Genomic DNA, 17678 nt, shown 5'->3' with positions numbered 1-17678 from the left:
CGGTTACATTCGCCTTACTGCTTTAGAAGTCGAAGCTTCTATGAATTGAATCTATACCTAGCGTTCTATTAAACCACAAAGCGCCTTTTCTATTAGAAAAGGCGCTTTCTATTTGCAGATGGCTAAACTCATTGCGTTAGCTCGTCAGATTCCTGCGTACAATGGTAAATAAAGTGGCGAAGGTGCCAATCAGTTAGGCAAGAATGATAGAAGTAAACAGGAAACTTTTAAGTCATCTGAAATCAGATGTCAATGGTCACAAAAGAAAACTGGCTCCCTGTCCCACTAAAAGTGGCTCTATCCCCGCGTTTGGTGGTTCAATCGCTTCAATTGCCCCAAACCCGTGGCTCTTAAGAAATGCACTATTCCAGCAGACTTCTCTTTGGTGGTTGTCTAAACCGATAAATAGAAACAGTTAAAGTTCATTTTTCAGATTAATGAATAAACAAATTGGAATGGCCCCTCATTTAACCAAGCGGATTTAAAAGTTTCTCATGTCCTCATATCCTAGGTTTCATGACATCAAAACTAGGATTATATTCATTTATGAACTTGCATTTTTTGATACTACTTCCTTATCACCTAATATTAAATAATTAAGTTCACTTTCAGGAATAGCATATAATTCTTTTCGTTTCACAAGATAGAAGCCAATCCCTAAAACAATCCATACTGCTAATGCTATTCTTGACTGAATTCCCAGGAATGCAGGAGATCCTGGTATTAGTAATAGAGCAAGGAATACAATACTTACTATTACTCCTAATCCCGCAAAAGCTTTCTTAACAGGAGAAATTTCATTTATTGCTGGATTAAAATCTAAGCTCCTATTCCACTTAAATAATTTAAAGGCTGTATAGCAAGTATAAAAATATGCAATAGTAACACCGATAGATGACATATCTACCACCCATATCAACGCTTGACGACCAAACCAAGGTGCTAGCATTGAAATAACAACTGTAAAAATAATACTAAAATATGGTGTGTTATATTTTGGGTGTAATCTTGAAAAAGACTCTGGAATTATTTTCGCACGAGACATTGCAAATAATAGACGACTAGAAGAAACTATAAAGCCATTTAATCCGGTAAAAATCCCCATTGATACAGCTATGACTAAAATTGCCATACCGAACGTTCCTAGTAATTCTTGTACAACTGTCCCAGTACCCCAAAGGAGGTTTCCAGATACTAGTTCTTGCCAAGGGCGCGCCATCGAAGTGGCTAAAATCATTAAAATATATAATATTACTGCAAAAAATAGAGCTCCGATAATTAGGTTAAAAGCTTTTTTGGAAGAAAAATTGAATTCTTCGGCAAGCTGAGGAACATTATCAAATCCTACATATGCCCAAGGAGCTATTGCTACAATAGCAATTACTGCAGCAAATGCAGTTTTTTCTGCCGGGAAAAATGGCTGTATATTTACTAAACCAGAATCCGGTTGAGTACCTACTAAAATTGTTAGAACGATAACACTTAATACCATTACTGCACAAAATACAAATTGTATTCTACCAGAAAATCCTGATCCTCTTACATTTAAATATCCAAATATAAATAATGCAACTGTTGCTAATATGACTTCAGTGCCATAGACATCCCAACCAGCAACTTGATATAAATGAAAATGTTCTATAAACCGAGGGAAAACAAATTTAAACATTAGAGCAAAGGCTGATGCGTTTAGAGCAACTATACATATATATCCAAGGGTTAAGAACCAACCGGAAATAAAAGCATGGGTTCTGCCTAAGCTAATGAATGCATAGGCAAATTCCCCCCCCGAAACAGGGAAGCTTCTAATCAGGAAACCATAACTCACCGCAATCACCATCATTAGAAGACCCCCAATGCCAAAACCAAGCATTGCACCAAGAGGTCCTGCTGTATTTATCCAATTGGTTGGTTGTACAAACGCTCCCCACCCAATTGATGATCCAAGTGCTATCGCCCATACCCAATGAGGCTTTAATGATTTATTTAGCGTTTTTCTTTCTTTCATTTTCTATCTCCTTCGATAATATTTTTAATTTGAACTACTACAATATTAATTGATCTAATGGTTGACAAGCAACATTGTCGGACATTTCGTACCAATAAAAGGTTCTCAGATATATTTAGTGACTTTCCCTGGACAAATTATTCTTAAATGAATATAAATCAGACCTATAATATGCATTTTCAAATTCCACAAAATGACCATTGCTATCTGTGATTTTTCCTTCAGCTATAACTATACGTGAACCAGACGGAATGTTGAGTAATTGAGAATCATCTTTGGTTAAAATTCCAACTTTTATCATTTGTTCAGACACTGAAAGGTTCTTACTTCTAATTCCCTTTCCAATAAATCATAAAAGGCTTCTTTGTTTAAACCAAAATTAATTAGTTGTTCACCTAAACTTATTGGGTAATAATGCCTTTGAATACCAATAGGAACGGTATTGGCAAAACGAATTCTTTTAAAGTGAGTTTCATAAAAGTTAATAGTATGTAACTGGATGAGGGGCTGTGCCTCTTTTGGCTAAATGGTAGCCACTTTATCTTATTTGTCTCGCATTTTACGATATTTTTTTAAACTCTTCCCGTAAGGCCCCTCAAACTATCCATGGCTCAAAGAAAACTAACTTACCTGATATATGTTCATTATAAGGTATAGAATCATTATTATTTTCTTTGAAGTTCAATTAATAAAACTTAAATGACTTCACCTAAATATTCTACCCTCAAAAAGTAAGCGGATGCTAAATTCGTTACAAATATTAAACACTACTAAGTACCATCCTTTGAATGTAGGAATCGACAAAACTTCTTTCCTTAAGATGTCACAATAAATACTCCGTCTATTATTAGGATTGACAATAGATAACTTCTTCATTATTAGCTTGATTAATTAGGTAACATTAAAATAAAAACCTAATATAAGAGTTAAAGAATTCTTATATTAGGCAGATTCCTTCGCAATTAATTTATTTAATGACACTTATAATAATCTACATACCAATCAGCAAATTTCTGCAATCCTTCTTCAATTGAAGTTTCCGGCTTAAATCCTACTGCGTTTTGCAATGAGTCTGTAGAAGCGTAAGTAGCTGGTACATCTCCAAGTTTGATGGGTTCATATATTTTCTCAAATTGTACTTCTTTATCTAACGCTTTACTTAAAGCCTTTTCTAAAGTCTCAATAAATACCATCAATTTCTCTGGACTGTTGTTCCCTATATTAAAAACTTTATGTTGAACATCCTCTATAGGTGGATTACCTAAAAGACGTTCAATACCTTCAACAATATCATCAATGTACGTGAAATCCCTATAAAGATCATTTTTAAAATCACCGTTGTTAAAAATTTTGATGGGTTCACCAGTGAAATACTTATCTGTAAATCCGAAGTAGGCCATATCCGGCCGTCCCAATGGACCATAAACAGTAAAGAACCTAAGTCCTGTCGCTGGAATTTTATAAAGATGACTATAGGTATGTGCCATTAGTTCATTAGATTTTTTTGTAGATGCATATAGTGATACTGGGTTATCTACAAAATCTGTTTCTTCAAATGGCACCTTTTTATTAGCTCCATAAACAGAACTAGATGAGGCATATACAAGATGATCCACAGGATTATATCTGCAGGCCTCAAGAATATTATAAAAACCAATGATATTACTTTGAATATAGACATCCGGATTCTCTATTGAATACCTTACTCCTGCCTGAGCAGCTAAGTTAACTACAACATTAGGCTTGTATTCTTCAAAAGTTCTCATTACAATATCCTTGTCTGATATGTCGCCTTTAATAAAACTAAACTTGTCATGAGGTTCTAAATTTGCTAAACGAGTATATTTAAGATTTACATCATAGTAATCATTAACATTATCAATTCCAATCACTTGGCAGCCCTGTTCCAACAACTTTTTAGATAAGTAGTATCCGATAAAACCAGCTACTCCTGTAATTAAATATGTTTTACTATAATCAAGAGTTTTGTGATTCAAGTTTCTTCGACTCCTTAACAGCTGCTCTAATTGTAGGTTTTCTTCCGATTGAGTGATACTCTACTCCTGCTTCCTGCATATCCTCAACATCATAAATGTTTCTACCATCAAATACTAATGGAGTTTTCATTAACTTCTTATACGTTTCAGGAATTACTGTTTTTATTTCACCCCACTCGGTAAAGATAAAGCAAACATTCGCATCTTCCAAAGCATGCTCGATGTTCGAGACATAAGTAATGTTACCTTTGCCATTTTTACCCTCTGCATGAACTTTGGCAAAGTTTTCTGCACCAACTGGATCATAAGCATAAATATCTGCACCTTGTTCTAATAATAAAGGCACATTCTCAAGAGATGCTGCCTCTCTTAAATCATCCGTTCCAGGCTTGAAAGTTAATCCTAATACCGCAACCTTAAGACCGTTAAATGTAATAAGCCTTTTACTAGCTTTTCTAAAAAGCATTGTTTTTTGTTCTTTGTTTACATCAATAGCTGCTTTAACGGTTTTGAGTTCATAACCGTTTTGTTTTGCAATATACTCAAGTGCCTTTGTATCTTTAGGAAAACATGAGCCACCAAAGCCAATCCCTGCACTTAAGAACTTACTTCCAATCCGCTCATCAAAACTCATACCCTTAGCTACATCCTGAATATCCGCACCAACCAATTCACAAAGATTAGCTATGTCATTCATATAAGAGATCTTTAATGCAAGGAAGTCATTGGATGCATATTTTATCATTTCTGCCGATCTTCTATTCACTGAAACAATCGGTAAATGAAACGGTTCATAAATTTTGGTCAACAATCCCTCAGCCCATATACTTTCTGTTCCGATAATGATTCTTTCAGCAAAAAGGGTATCATGAACAGCAGATCCTTGCGCTAAAAATTCTGGGTTAGATGCTACTTCTACTTTGACATCTTTGACTAAAAAATCCTGAATAAACTGTTCTACTTTATCATTCGTCCCAACAGGAACTGTAGACTTCACAACTACAAGACAATCCTTTTCTATTGATTCTGCAATCTGTTTAGCTGCTGTGGCAATATATGAAAGATTTGCAGAACCATCTGGTTGCTCAGGAGTTCCTACCCCAATAAAGATTGCATCGGCATCTTTATAGGCAGATTTATAATCTGTTGTATAATCAAGCCTTTCAGCAGCATAGTTCTTTTGCATCAATTCCTCTAGGCCTTCTTCATATATTGGAGAAATCCCAGATTTCATAATATTAACTTTTTTCTCATCTATATCAACACAAGTTACTTGATGCCCCTGTTCTGCAAAACATACCCCTGCTACTAATCCAACATAACCTGTTCCAGCAACTGCAATTTTCATATTACCCATCCTCACTATTTTTTAATTTGGATTAATATAAGAAACCTAAATATTATTTTATGCAATGAACTTATATCATAATTTTTTAAAAATAAATTACTTATCAATTGAAAATTTACATATTTCTTCAGTAAAACCCTTAAATATAGGGCCATTATTAAACTGATGAAAATTTATCTCTTGTCCTTTTAAATTCAGTTCTAACAAGATCGGTTTAGAATTCTCATCAATTGCTACATCCCACGATACCATTCTAAAGTAGGGTAACTTGAGATGTAAATTTAGAACTAGTTTTTTTACTTCCTCATAACCGGGAATCTTTATATCTTTTAACACATAATTAGTATAAGGATGCTTTTCATGAACAAAACCATTTTTATCAATTGGAGATTTTAAGATGCCGTCGTCATCAATACCGCAAGCTATACCTCCATTATCCACGTTTAAACCTTTATTTCCAAACCTAATTACTGATGATAGAACCTCTACTTTATTATCCCAAAACAATGTTGTTATTCTTATAGTGTTTAAAGAATGGGGATAAATATCTTGTAAAATTTTGTGCTGATTAACTTTTTTTTGAATAATATAATTATCTTTATAAATACTATCTAACTTATCAAATGATAGTTTTTTATTTTTTAAAATAATCTTGTTATTATCTATTTTCAATAAGCTTACATTTTTGCCGCCGCCACTATCTAAACTAGGTTTTATAAATATCTCTCCTGGTTTAAAAAGCAATATATTAATTACCTCTTCTTTAGTTAATTTAGTTCTTTGCTTATTATAAAAATTCCCATTTATTTTTTTTATTAAAGTTTCTGGTTGAGGGTAATCATCAAGGAATAAATCGTAATTATTTTTATCACTATAAGCTTGTGCTAAATCATACTGATTTAATGACCTCTCTATTAAGGTATAAAAAACATCTTCTGGTATATATCTATGATCCTCTTTCCCGTTAACGGTACTGTATGCAATATGCCAGTTTTTATTTATTTTAAGCCCAAGACCACTTGACCAAAATGAGTCTATTTTTTCAGAATACCCATTGGAGATTTTAATTTTCATTCCCCTTTTTTCTATCAGTGACTTTATTTTTTTTCTATAAAAATACCTTATCCTAAGATATAAAACTCTATTATATAAAGCTTTGAAGCTATCTCGCATAAAATCACTCCAAAAATTATTTGGTAATTATTTTTCTACTTACTTAAACAATGATTAAAATATTATTATTGTTTTTTATAATTTTTTTTCGTTATTTTTTGTTTTAATTCAACTAAATTTTGATCTCTTATAATAGATAAATAAATATAGGAAATCACTATATAAATTATTGCCCCTACTATTACTTGAATGAATAATAAATATATTTGGTTAATTGGTATTAATTCACATAATCTCACAAAGAAATACATAATTAACCCAATAAGAAAAAAGGGTAAGGTTTTGATTAAATAAACCTTTATAGTAATTTCCTTTCTAACCATAAAAGTTTGTATAAAAGCTACTGAAAACTCTGCCGCTAGTATACCAATAACCGCACCATTAGCAGCATATTTAGGAACTAAAATAATATTCAATAATAAACTTACACACGCACCTATTATTACAGATAAAATATATGCTTTATCTTGCTGGTTTGGTATTAGGTACTGAGTTCTTATAACATTAGCCCAACTTATAAATATAATAGTTGGAGCAAGATTTGCTATTATTTTTCCTGTTTCAATAAACTCTAAGCCAAAAAAGAGTGGAGCAAAAACAGGCGCAATTCCAGCAATGCCAAAAGCTAACGCAAATGCTATAAACATAATAAAGTTCATTGATTTCTCAATGTACTTTTGACTTTCAACAACTTGACCTCTAGCAGCCATATTTGACATTCTAGGAAGCATAACAGAACCAAATGCAACTATTAAACCAAGCGGTATATTAATAATTTTATCTGCATTTTCATACAACCCCAATTGTTCTATATCGCTCATTGTACCGAGCATGATTTTAGCCATAATTTTATAAATACTCACAGCTACTACTGGAATAAATAACACCATATTGGGCTTAAGGTGTTTAACAATTTCCTGATAAGACGGGGGTTTGAAAATTATATACTGTTTTATAAAAGGCCATACAATTATTTGACTCAAAAGTGCACTGACGGCAGTTATTAGTATATATATCCACAGATCATCACTAGTTTTAACAAAAGCGAAAACGGCAACAACTGATAATATACGAATGATAATATTTCGTATTACCGTAATTTTGAAATGTTCTAGACCAAAGAAAAACCAACTTATGTCAAAAGCTGCAGACATTATAAATATTACTTGAATAATCAAAATCATTTTATAGTTTTGACTTGAGATGAAAATGAATATACTGTAAGCTAAAATAGCTAAAATAGTTAAAAGTAATTGAAGACTGTATATATTCCAAAAGGTTTCACTTAGTTTACCTTTGTCATCTCTTACCCTTGCAACTGACCTGTTTCCATAGTTTTTCACACCAAGCATGGCAAATAAAAGAAAATAGTTTGCTACCGATTGGGTATAAGAGATTATTCCTACACCTTCTGCTCCAAAAACTCTTGCAACATAGGGAGTGGTGACTATCGGAAGTATCATTAATAAAATTTGATATATTACATTATATAAATAATTTTTACTTATACTCGCCACTATAATCTGTTCCTTTTTTTATATTCAATTGCATTTCAACATTCTTACATCCCTTACTTCTCGATAGTTTTTGTGATGTTTAATTATACTATCTACATGGTATCCCATAAAAAATACAGCAAACATTAGTGCTTCTTGATTATAAAAGGGTTCGAAAATCCACATAATAAAATAGGAAGTTATTATTATGGTTATAATTTGTGAAAATCTATTACTTTGGTTTTTTAATATCTTTTTACCAACAATCACAATTATTATGACTAATAGAGTGAGAAGGATAAATCCACCACGATATAATATATCGAGATAATAATCATGTGATCCATTTTGATTTCCAACCTTTTGTCCAACTAATATTTTATTTTCCACTCCCCAACCCCATACTGGAGACTTCTGAATATAATATAAAGCATTATCCCACAATCTAGTTCTACCAGTGAACGTAAGACTTTTATCAAATATATCAGTAATTATTGTTGCAAATAAATCCTGCATTCTAAAGATAACTACAAGAACCATGAATAAAACCGATACGAACCAATTACTAAAATAATTAAAAAAAGCAGGAAATGGTCTATTACGGTAAAATATACTAAAAATAATTACTATAGAAAATCCTACCATAGCAGTAACTGACCATGTGATAGTAACTGTTGCTGCTGTAGTGATCACAACTAAAAAACTTCTAAATGTGATTTTGCCAAAACGAAAATATGATCTTAATAGTGATACACAAACTCCGGGTAAAATCATTCGGATAGCAACATTCGTTCCTCCAAATAAATAATATACATCTATATCAACTGTATGTATCCCTTTTGGAAACAATAACATAATAATGAAGTTTGCATATATTAACAATTCAAATAAAATGTTCATACCGTCAAGCATAGCTAAAGCATTTTTTTTAATATAAATTTCTACTAACATACAAAGAGCAATGACAGATGAAGAAGTTATTAGTAGTGAAATGAAGTTGCCATTGTTATATATAGTAGGTATAAGTAAAGCAAGCTGAAACATAATAACAATTAGCATTAATTTGGTGGTTTTATCATGATTTATATAGATTAGTATAATAATAAGCCCTGAAGTAACCCTTCCCAAATTGTAAAGGGATTCCATCCATTCAATTGTTCCAAAAAATGCAGGTTGAACATGTGGAATTAGTAAAATCAAAAATAGATACATGTCTAACCCTTTTTTATTTAGAGTTCTCAATTGCATGCTCCTTCTTAAATTATGATGTTGAACGAACCTATATTGAGAATACATTCATCCTTTTTTTGCAAAAATCAATTGTAACTGCCTTTTAAATCTATGTTTTGCTTTTAAGTAAAGCATACTAAAAATAGCAGTTAGGCTAATACATTTTACCCACCGTGAGGTATAGTCAACAAATTGTTGGAGAAATTTTCTTAGTTCTCCCTTTCTTAAATAAAAGGAAGTTACTTCTAAAGCATTAGAATATATAACGATATACTGCTTTTTTTTACTTAAAGTTTTTATATAAGGAATCATTTTATCTATATAGTGCCTTCTATATTCTTGTGCAATCTCAATAGTTCTTGGATCATTTCTGTTCGTTGTTTTATTATATTCAAAGCCAACAACTGGAACTGCTACCACTTTAAAATTTGCTGCCACTCGTGCAGTAAATTCATAATCTTGGTGCCTGAAAAAGGATTCATCAAAGCCATTTAACTTTTCATAAGCACCCCGTCTTATAAGAAGAGAATCAGAACCAATAACAGTGCTATGAACCAATAAATCAAATAACAATTCACCGCTTTTTCTGGATTTGCGTATAACGGTTTTCCCATTACCATACCTAATGAGTACTGAGCAATAGGCCATCCCCCAAGTTTCATCAAGTTCCTCTAAAGTTTTTACTTGTGCACTAATCTTCTGTGGAAAATAAAAGTCATCGTCATCTAAAAAGGTAATATACTCTCCTTTTGATCCTTTGAAACCAGTATTCCTTGCGGCAGCTCCATTAATATTTACTTCATGTGCAATATATTTAACCCTTTTGTCAGTTAAATACTGTTCAATTGTTTCATAAGTTTTTTTCTGTTCATGAGAGTCAATCCCATTATCATCTACCACAATTAATTCGATATTCTTATACTCTTGACTCAATACACTCTCTATTGCACGTTGAATATATTCACTACCTTTATGAGTAGTAATTATGACTGAAACCAACTTCACAATTTACATCCTCCCATGGATAAGATAAATAAAGGGGGCATTTAACAGCTCAAATAGAAGATTTAGTTCATTCTAATTGAAGCCAATCACCAAACAACTTATCATATCTTTCTGGTTCAAATCTCCTGAATCCACTAAAATGGTAAAATGTATATTCTCCGAAATATAATCTTCCATTCACCTCGTAAAAATCAATTCTAACATGAGGAAATCTTTTGGAAAGAGCCTTTGATAACTCTATCATTTCATCAAACCTCGATGGTTTTTTAATATCATTATTTGAATTAGGGTAATGTTGCATAAAAGGGAGATGATTAAAATCCATATCAAAAAAATCAAACTTTGTATTTCCTGTACTGCGTTCCGAAGCTATAAATAAGGCTTTTGGCTCTCCATTAAAACAGAAGAATTTATAATCTTTTAGTTCTTCCTCTTTTTTATCCATCATAAATTTTTCAACGATTATTCTCGGCTTTATTTCTTTGTATGGATTTTCCCTTCCCGACCAATAGTAGTTTTTTTTCATTCTTTCTTTTAACTGTTTCTTTACTTCCTGAATATTTAACACAGACTTGTCGGTACAAACAATTACCCCACCTGAATCATGAGTACATTTTAATACAAACTTCTCAGGCAAGGAATTAAACTCTATCTGATCAACATCCTCGTAAACCCCTAACAAAGGTACTAAATATTCTTCTCCAATCTCATGTTTAATATATTTTCTAACCTCATACTTATCAACCAATTTAGTATATGCCGGATTTTTATCATGTAGTTTTAGCCATTGTAATTTTTCATTATAAGTTTTTGGAGCTTTTAAGTTTAATTTCCTTTTGAGTCTGGATCTGTAAATCATCTTTAAATAAAATTTATCTGGCATCCAATTAAAAAAACCTCTATACCCAAGAGAAAATAACATATTTCCAGGGTTTTGAAGAATTTTAATTATTTTTCTATCATTAGCCAAGAGGATCAACCCCTTTCATGTAATATAGATGAATACTTCTTCTGATAGGAACGACTCATCAGTTCGGCGTTTAAATGATTATTAACAACCTCATAACTTTCATTACCTGACTTATATAGGTCCATAGCCAGCAATTCACTCAGCGATTTTTCAAAGCTTAAAAGATTACCACTGCTATATAGTCTACCAACCCTTTCATTGATTTCCACTATTTCTTTGTGTTGCAAGATATCTGATAGTAAAACGGGCAAACCCACCGCCATTGCTTCCAATACACCATTAGGCATTCCTTCCGATTTACTTGTAGATACATAAAAATCAGCTGCTTGTAAATATTCTTCAACATTGCTTTGTTGACCAGTAAAAATGACATTTGCATTTTCTTTATACTGATTTCTTAAAATTTCTAAATTTTTTCCTGCACCAATTAAAACTAAACAAATGTCCTCTTTTAATTTACTGGATAAAATTCCTTCAATAGCAAATTTTTGATTTTTCCTTTCTAAAAATTGACCCGTGTATACAGCAATCTTTTTGTCCTGTGGTAGCGACAGCTTTTCTCGCATCTCACTTCGAATGCTTTCACTAGTTTTTTTGTAATCTATCAAGTCAACACCATTTCTTATAAAAGGTAATTGAATATTTTTCTTAGCTTTATAAATATTTGAAAGACTTTCAGAACAAGTAACAATACTTCCACCACGCTGGATTTGCCTCATGTCTAATGTAGCCATGATAGTCCCTAATAGTTTCCCATATTTTGCAGGGTAATCTTCATAAACATAATTTCTTAATGTAACCAAGTGTTTACATGAATTATATTGAATTGCTAGCTTATAGGGAGCCATACCAACCGAATGAACAACATCCGGTTTTATTTTGTTCAATAACTCCTTAATCTTCTTTCCGCCATTTAGAAGTACTTCCTTTTTATTACTATTCATACAATGATATTCTACATTCTGGGCTTTATATATTTCGAATAGAGAATCATTTTTCACCTCAGGAAACATTGTTATTAACACCGGTTCGAATCTTTCCCTATCGAGATATTTTATTATATTTGCAGTTTGTTTTATCGGACCCGCATTTTTACAACGAGTTAATAAGTAAACTATTTTAGACTTTGGCACTATTTGCATCTCCCTTAACGCTGATTATATAAAGGCCACGTTTTCCTTCATATACTGAATCAATACTAATCATATCCCCTTTTCTATTCCATCTGGGGTGAAGATCACACCTTACATCATTATCATATTTAAACGGGGAAAAAACACGCGAAATTCTTTTTACTTTATTTCCTTTTATCAGATATAGGGAGGATAGTCGCTGACGGTTTGGATAGGTATCTGTAACAACACTTTCACCATTTGGTGAATAGCTTGGGTGGCCATCTAAGGTCAATTCCTGCCACATATGCTCCCATTCTTGAGTTTCATCTTTCATCAGATAATAACCGTTACCTGATTCATTTTTATTTAAAAACGCTAGGATTTCTTTATCAGATTTCCAATTACAATGTGATACGAAATTATCATCACTTAAATTATATAGCCCACTTCCATCACTATTACAGGTTACTAAACGAGAGTATTTAATATTATTTAAATACCATCTATGAAGAACCATGAATCTAGTTCCTGAAGGATTTATCATAATGTGATTAACTTTATGCTCCGCATTTTCCATTTCTTTTCTAGGTTCAAAGTTCGCAAAGTCAGTATATTTCAGCAAAGGAGTTATATCTCCATCTTTGAGATTAATTTTCCAAATACATGCTGTATCTGGGCACTTTTGGCCTTTTGTACTATTTTCCTTGTTAGAATAACCGTATCCTGGCCGCATACTATGCAATCTTGAAAAATCTAGAGAAAGAGCAAAATCCCCTGCTTCAGATACACTATACACGGGCATATTTATAACTTGTTCTTCATCACTATATATATCTAAAATGACAGTGCAGTAGTTTCCGTTACGATAGTCATTGTAAAGAACTTTCCTTGAATGATCAGGCCCTAACCATTGAAGCATACATCCTTGTTGAACATTCCATGCATTTGTTTCAGCAATTTTCCGAAAAGAGTTATTATCCTTAGTATCAATCAAAATAATTTCAGCTTTTTCATCTGGAGCAACTGAGGAATGTGAATTTTTCACTCGTAGACACAACATAAATCTGTCAGATTTGTCCCATGGTGATTTGTCATAATATCCAAAGAAATACTCATAATCATCATTTGGTGATACTCTCTTTAATTCACCCTCGTACTTTATTTTTGGAGAAATTATATACATTCCTAAATGATATGTACGTTTAACTGCTCTCCGTATAAGTGGGTGCTTTATTAATAATCCATGAACAACCTTTTCTACTCTTTCAATCATTTTAATTATCCTCCCGTATCCTTGGTATTCCTAAGCTATATTTTCTTATCTTGTAAAGTTTGGCTTTGTGTAATACCTTGATCGAGATTCTCGAACTCGAAAATTTTTGCATCGACTAAATACCTATACCAATAGCATTCAAAATAATGATATATATATCCTTCTTTACCATCTAAGAACCCAAGTCTTAAGTAATAATTATATGCAAACCATAACCAAGCCCTAAGAAACTTTGGTGCCTTATAATATAACCCGAACTTTTTCTTTCTTGTACTTTGAATCTTTTCATCTGTTTGGATTTCACTAGAGTTTCCTTTTTTATAGGCTAAATAATCTTCCATTTCCCGAGTAGCATAATAATTATATTTTGTAATAAAACTATTAACATCTTTAAAATCATGGTGAATAAAACGCTCTTTTAAAGAAACAGATTGACCATACTCTAATACGCTATGTGCGTCCCTCTTTCGATCTTCTATCCGTCCAATTCCCCTCTTAAAGATCATAAGTTTCCTCTTTTTACTAGCACCATATTTTAGTCGTTTACCTAAAAAGTATAACCACGCTTCCATTGTTATTCCGTTGATATCATCTTCACCGTGTTTGCTCATTAAAGTTTCTGCTTCTTTGCACAACTCAGGCGTGAACCTTTCATCAGCATCTAATCGAAGAATCCATTTTGTGTTAATATTAGTATTATCAATTCCCCAGTTAAACTGCCGGGCGTAGTATTCAAATTCATTGTAATAAACATCTGCTCCACAAGACTTTGCCAACTCAACAGTATTATCGGTGCTGCCACTATCGACAACTACTGCTCTTATAGCGAAATCTTTTATTGAATCTAAACATGCTACTATATTTTTACTTTCATTTTTTGTTAATATAATTGCGGTTAAGTCAGCCATTATTTCACAGTCCTTAATCTATAATAATTTCTATTTTTCAGTCCTTATAATTGATTCTTGTAAATCTCTGATTCTATAGTTTTCTTTATAAGAACTTAGATTTCGATCATAAATTAAATTTCCAAACACTTTATTAATAATCTCTATTCTTCCACCCATTAACCCGATAACAGGATTGAATATTTTAGTTAACCTAATCTTCCTGCCATGAGCTTTTCCAATTAATTTAACCATTTCACTAGTCTTTACATATTCAGCATTTTGCGGAAAAAATATTCCCCTATCATTGTTGTCGATTAATAGACGTAAGAATTCGCATAAATTATCTATATGTAGCATGCTACGCTGATTCTGAATGTCTGGAAATAAAGGTAACTTCTGAGCTGCTTTTGCTAGTTTTGGATAATTACCTTTTGATCCTTTTCCATAGATCATAGGAGGTCGAATTATGGCAATTCTAAAGTTATTGTCTTCTAAGGGGATAATACCTTTCTCAGCTAGCAACTTACTATTTCCATAGAAGTTAGCAGGGGTCGGTACCGTTTCTTCAGTGATAACTCTTGTTTTATTAATTTTACTACTATCACCGTAAACGATAATGCTACTTAAAAAAACAAACTGTTTAACACCTTCAATTTTCGCCTTTTGAGCTGCTTGTATGGTTAAATCTCGATTTACTTTATAGTATTGTTGTTCCATTCTAGGGTCTGGATTCGAATCAACATGTGCAATTCCCACCGTATGAAGCACCACATCATAACCTTCAAAAGAAGTCTCTTTCCAATGGTTATCTCTCAGGCTAATAGTATCAATACTATATTTATCAGGATATAGAGATAACCATTTGATAAATGAAGTACCTACATAACTATTAGCTCCTGTTACAAGTATCTTTTTCATTTTGAAATAGTCTCCTCTTTAGTAACAGCCGCTTCATTAACACCTTTTTTAAGATCAACTAACCTTTTATCGACGTACCTGTCTTCACCAAATAAGACAACTCCCACAGTCCTGAGAATAATCTTCAAATCTAGAAGGATGCTGTAATTTTCCACATAATACACATCAAACCTATATCTTTCCTGTAATGAAAGGTAGATGTTCCCGCTCACTTGAGCTAATCCCGTCAGTCCAGGCTTCATATTCAGTCTTTTAGAAATTTCTTTTGTATAGTCCGCTAGTGAAGAAACCCGTTCAGGTCTTGGTCCTACTAAACTCATTTCTCCTTTAAGAACATTCAATACTTGAGGAATTTCATCTAATTTACTTCTCCTTAGAAATTTACCAATAGCGGTTATTCGATCATCATCTTTCATCACTTCTTGACCTTTGACCATGTTTTCAGAGCCCGGTTTCATTGTTCTAAATTTGTACACTTGGAATATCTTTTTGTTAAGACCTGGTCTCTCTTGTAGAAACATTGTTGGTCCTTGTGATGTAACCTTGATTAAAAACGCAATCAATAGCCATAGAGGAAAGAAAGGAATAAGTACAATTAGTGACACCACAATATCTAATACACGTTTAAGTATGAGTTGGATTTTTTTGTCCTTCATTATTTCTCATCAACCTCGTAGTCAATTGGAGTTAAGTATCCATCTTTCAGTACTATTTCACCTTCAGTTGTACTTGTTTTAGCTGACCAAATTCTTAATTTGTTTTCTTCAGAGTGATAGAAAGCTCCTGGGTATGGATGAGTGACAGCCCTGACTAATTTATCCGCTTCATCCATTGTCATACTATTTAATAACTCTCCGTCTTCTGGCTTTCTACCAGGCCATTCAGTGGCAGCTGCTTCATTCTGTTTTGTAAGCGTGATGTTGTTATTAACAATGCTATCCCAATACTTTTCAATTAGTGTGATATGCATTTGATCGACTCTTTTGTAAAGTTCTGTCGCGGTTGATTGTTCATTCAGGCTAATCGAATCTTGTCCAATAATATCACCGGTATCAACGCCTTCATCAAGTTTAAACATCGTCACACCTGTTTCTTGCAACCCTTTAATAATCGCCCATGGTATGGCAGCCCTTCCTCTTCCCACTGGTAATAAAGTTGGGTGCATACCGATGCAACCATAGGTTGGTGTCTCAAGAACTTGTTTTCGTGCAATCTGGGACCAGCCAATAATGAACAACCAATCTATTTGATGCTCTCTTAACGAATCCAGAACCTCTTGGTCGTTAATATTATCAATCTTTAATAAAGGAGCATTATGTTTATGTGCTATATCATCGAGATATATTCTTCCTGACTTTTTCTTTGCTTTTTCGTCTTTAAGGGTAATTAGGAGTTCCAAATTACCTCCGATTCGATAGATTTCTTCAATGCAACTCAAGCCCAATTGAACACAAGTTGCAAATGCTATCTTCTTTTTCACTTTTATCCAACCTCTCTACTACTAGAATCCACGTCTAAAAACACTTTCAAAAGCCTCTGCATAAACCATTCCGGCTTGGCCCCCACGGTAAGCGGCTAATCCTTTAATTGCTTCATTACTTCTAGGGTGAGGATAGTCTCTCATTACTCCACGATACTGAGCTAGAGCCTCAATCTTTTTATCCACGCTTTTTTCTCCAACTTCAATGAAAGTATTAGGAGAAAATTGATTCATCGTTTTATTCAATCCCCATTCAGTAGAGGATGGTACTTCCATAAAGAGTAGTTCTCTCAGAGGTTTCACATCACTTCTTCTCTGAAACAATCTCACAGCAGCCTGACAAGCAAGGGACGTATGTAGATGATCATTATTCAAATCGGCTGGATGATGAGTAAAGACCACATCAGCATTTGTTTCTATAATGGCTTTTTCTATGAATTGAACAAGCTTTAAATGTGGTACCATGTTAAATTCAATATTAGGAAAATTTCCAGTAATGACTCTATCAACACCAATGATATTTAAAGAATTTGCTACATCTTCATTCAACTCTTCAGTTGTTGGCCTAAAATTCCTTGCATTGACATCACCCGAAAGAATACAGACATTTACTGAATGGCCCTCCTGAGCAAGCTTATACATGGTAGCCCCTGCTCCTAATACTTCATCATCTGGGTGTGCTATTACGACTAAATATGACATTTCTTTTACCTCACTTCTATTTAGTAACTTAGTACTTAATCGAAAGAGGATTCACCTTCTAATTAACTACTAA

Annotated in this window: 17 protein-coding genes; all 17 read right to left on the bottom strand. The window is 32.9% G+C overall.

Going from position 1 to position 17678, the window contains the following annotated elements:
- Positions 1-544: 544 nt before the first annotated feature.
- Positions 545-2008, bottom strand: coding sequence for an APC family permease (locus ATG71_RS06020; RefSeq protein WP_098438848.1), 1464 nt, complete (start codon positions 2006-2008; stop codon positions 545-547).
- Positions 2009-2123: 115 nt separating this feature from the next.
- Positions 2124-2309 carry a UTRA domain-containing protein gene (locus tag ATG71_RS23930; RefSeq protein ID WP_353616307.1) on the bottom strand — a complete coding sequence of 62 codons (186 nt, stop codon included), beginning with the start codon at positions 2307-2309 and terminating at the stop codon, positions 2124-2126.
- The gene (locus ATG71_RS23925) at positions 2306-2434 is read right to left on the bottom strand and encodes a hypothetical protein (protein ID WP_353616306.1); all 129 of its coding nucleotides are present in this window, start codon (positions 2432-2434) and stop codon (positions 2306-2308) included. Before ATG71_RS23925 ends, ATG71_RS23930 begins: the two co-directional genes overlap by 4 nt.
- A 545-nt stretch (positions 2435-2979) precedes the next feature.
- Positions 2980-4005: a GDP-mannose 4,6-dehydratase gene (locus ATG71_RS06005; RefSeq protein ID WP_098438846.1), complete on the bottom strand. Its 1026-nt coding sequence runs from the start codon at positions 4003-4005 to the stop codon at positions 2980-2982.
- Positions 3986-5353, bottom strand: coding sequence for a UDP-glucose dehydrogenase family protein (locus ATG71_RS06000; RefSeq protein WP_098438845.1), 1368 nt, complete (start codon positions 5351-5353; stop codon positions 3986-3988). Before ATG71_RS06000 ends, ATG71_RS06005 begins: the two co-directional genes overlap by 20 nt.
- Before the next feature lie 96 nt (positions 5354-5449).
- Positions 5450-6526: a sugar-transfer associated ATP-grasp domain-containing protein gene (locus ATG71_RS05995; protein ID WP_098438844.1), complete on the bottom strand. Its 1077-nt coding sequence runs from the start codon at positions 6524-6526 to the stop codon at positions 5450-5452.
- A 65-nt stretch (positions 6527-6591) separates the two neighbouring features.
- Positions 6592-8043 (bottom strand): flippase, encoded by a 1452-nt coding sequence (locus ATG71_RS05990; protein WP_098438843.1) that lies wholly within the window; start codon positions 8041-8043, stop codon positions 6592-6594.
- 24 nt (positions 8044-8067) lie between these two features.
- A complete protein-coding gene (locus ATG71_RS05985; RefSeq protein ID WP_179886469.1) occupies positions 8068-9264 on the bottom strand; it encodes an O-antigen ligase family protein in 1197 nt (398 codons plus the stop codon).
- Positions 9265-9318: 54 nt separating this feature from the next.
- A complete protein-coding gene (locus ATG71_RS05980; RefSeq protein ID WP_179886468.1) occupies positions 9319-10257 on the bottom strand; it encodes a glycosyltransferase family 2 protein in 939 nt (312 codons plus the stop codon).
- Positions 10258-10324: 67 nt separating this feature from the next.
- Entirely contained in the window at positions 10325-11227 is a 903-nt protein-coding gene (locus ATG71_RS05975; protein WP_286162924.1) for an ATP-grasp fold amidoligase family protein, read from the bottom strand.
- 5 nt (positions 11228-11232) lie between these two features.
- Positions 11233-12360, bottom strand: a complete 1128-nt coding sequence (locus ATG71_RS05970; protein ID WP_179886467.1) for a glycosyltransferase — start codon at positions 12358-12360, stop codon at positions 11233-11235.
- Positions 12347-13615 (bottom strand): TolB-like translocation protein, encoded by a 1269-nt coding sequence (locus ATG71_RS05965; protein ID WP_098438839.1) that lies wholly within the window; start codon positions 13613-13615, stop codon positions 12347-12349. The genes ATG71_RS05970 and ATG71_RS05965 overlap by 14 nt, the downstream gene beginning before the upstream one ends.
- A 35-nt stretch (positions 13616-13650) precedes the next feature.
- Entirely contained in the window at positions 13651-14523 is an 873-nt protein-coding gene (locus ATG71_RS05960) for a glycosyltransferase family 2 protein (RefSeq protein ID WP_098438838.1), read from the bottom strand.
- A 30-nt stretch (positions 14524-14553) separates the two neighbouring features.
- The gene (locus tag ATG71_RS05955; RefSeq protein WP_098438837.1) at positions 14554-15423 is read right to left on the bottom strand and encodes an NAD-dependent epimerase/dehydratase family protein; all 870 of its coding nucleotides are present in this window, start codon (positions 15421-15423) and stop codon (positions 14554-14556) included.
- Entirely contained in the window at positions 15420-16079 is a 660-nt protein-coding gene (locus ATG71_RS05950; RefSeq protein WP_098438836.1) for a sugar transferase, read from the bottom strand. Before ATG71_RS05950 ends, ATG71_RS05955 begins: the two co-directional genes overlap by 4 nt.
- Positions 16079-16903 carry a formyltransferase family protein gene (locus ATG71_RS05945; RefSeq protein ID WP_098438835.1) on the bottom strand — a complete coding sequence of 275 codons (825 nt, stop codon included), beginning with the start codon at positions 16901-16903 and terminating at the stop codon, positions 16079-16081. The genes ATG71_RS05950 and ATG71_RS05945 overlap by 1 nt, the downstream gene beginning before the upstream one ends.
- A gap of 21 nt (positions 16904-16924) precedes the next feature.
- Positions 16925-17605, bottom strand: a complete 681-nt coding sequence (locus ATG71_RS05940; RefSeq protein WP_098438834.1) for a PIG-L deacetylase family protein — start codon at positions 17603-17605, stop codon at positions 16925-16927.
- Between the last annotated feature and the right edge of the window lie 73 nt (positions 17606-17678).

The sequence above is a fragment of the Bacillus sp. es.034 genome (assembly GCF_002563655.1).
Taxonomy (GTDB): domain Bacteria; phylum Bacillota; class Bacilli; order Bacillales; family Bacillaceae_B; genus Rossellomorea.
The sequence above is the reverse complement of the archived record's forward strand: the minus strand, read 5'-3'. Positions and strand labels throughout refer to the sequence as shown.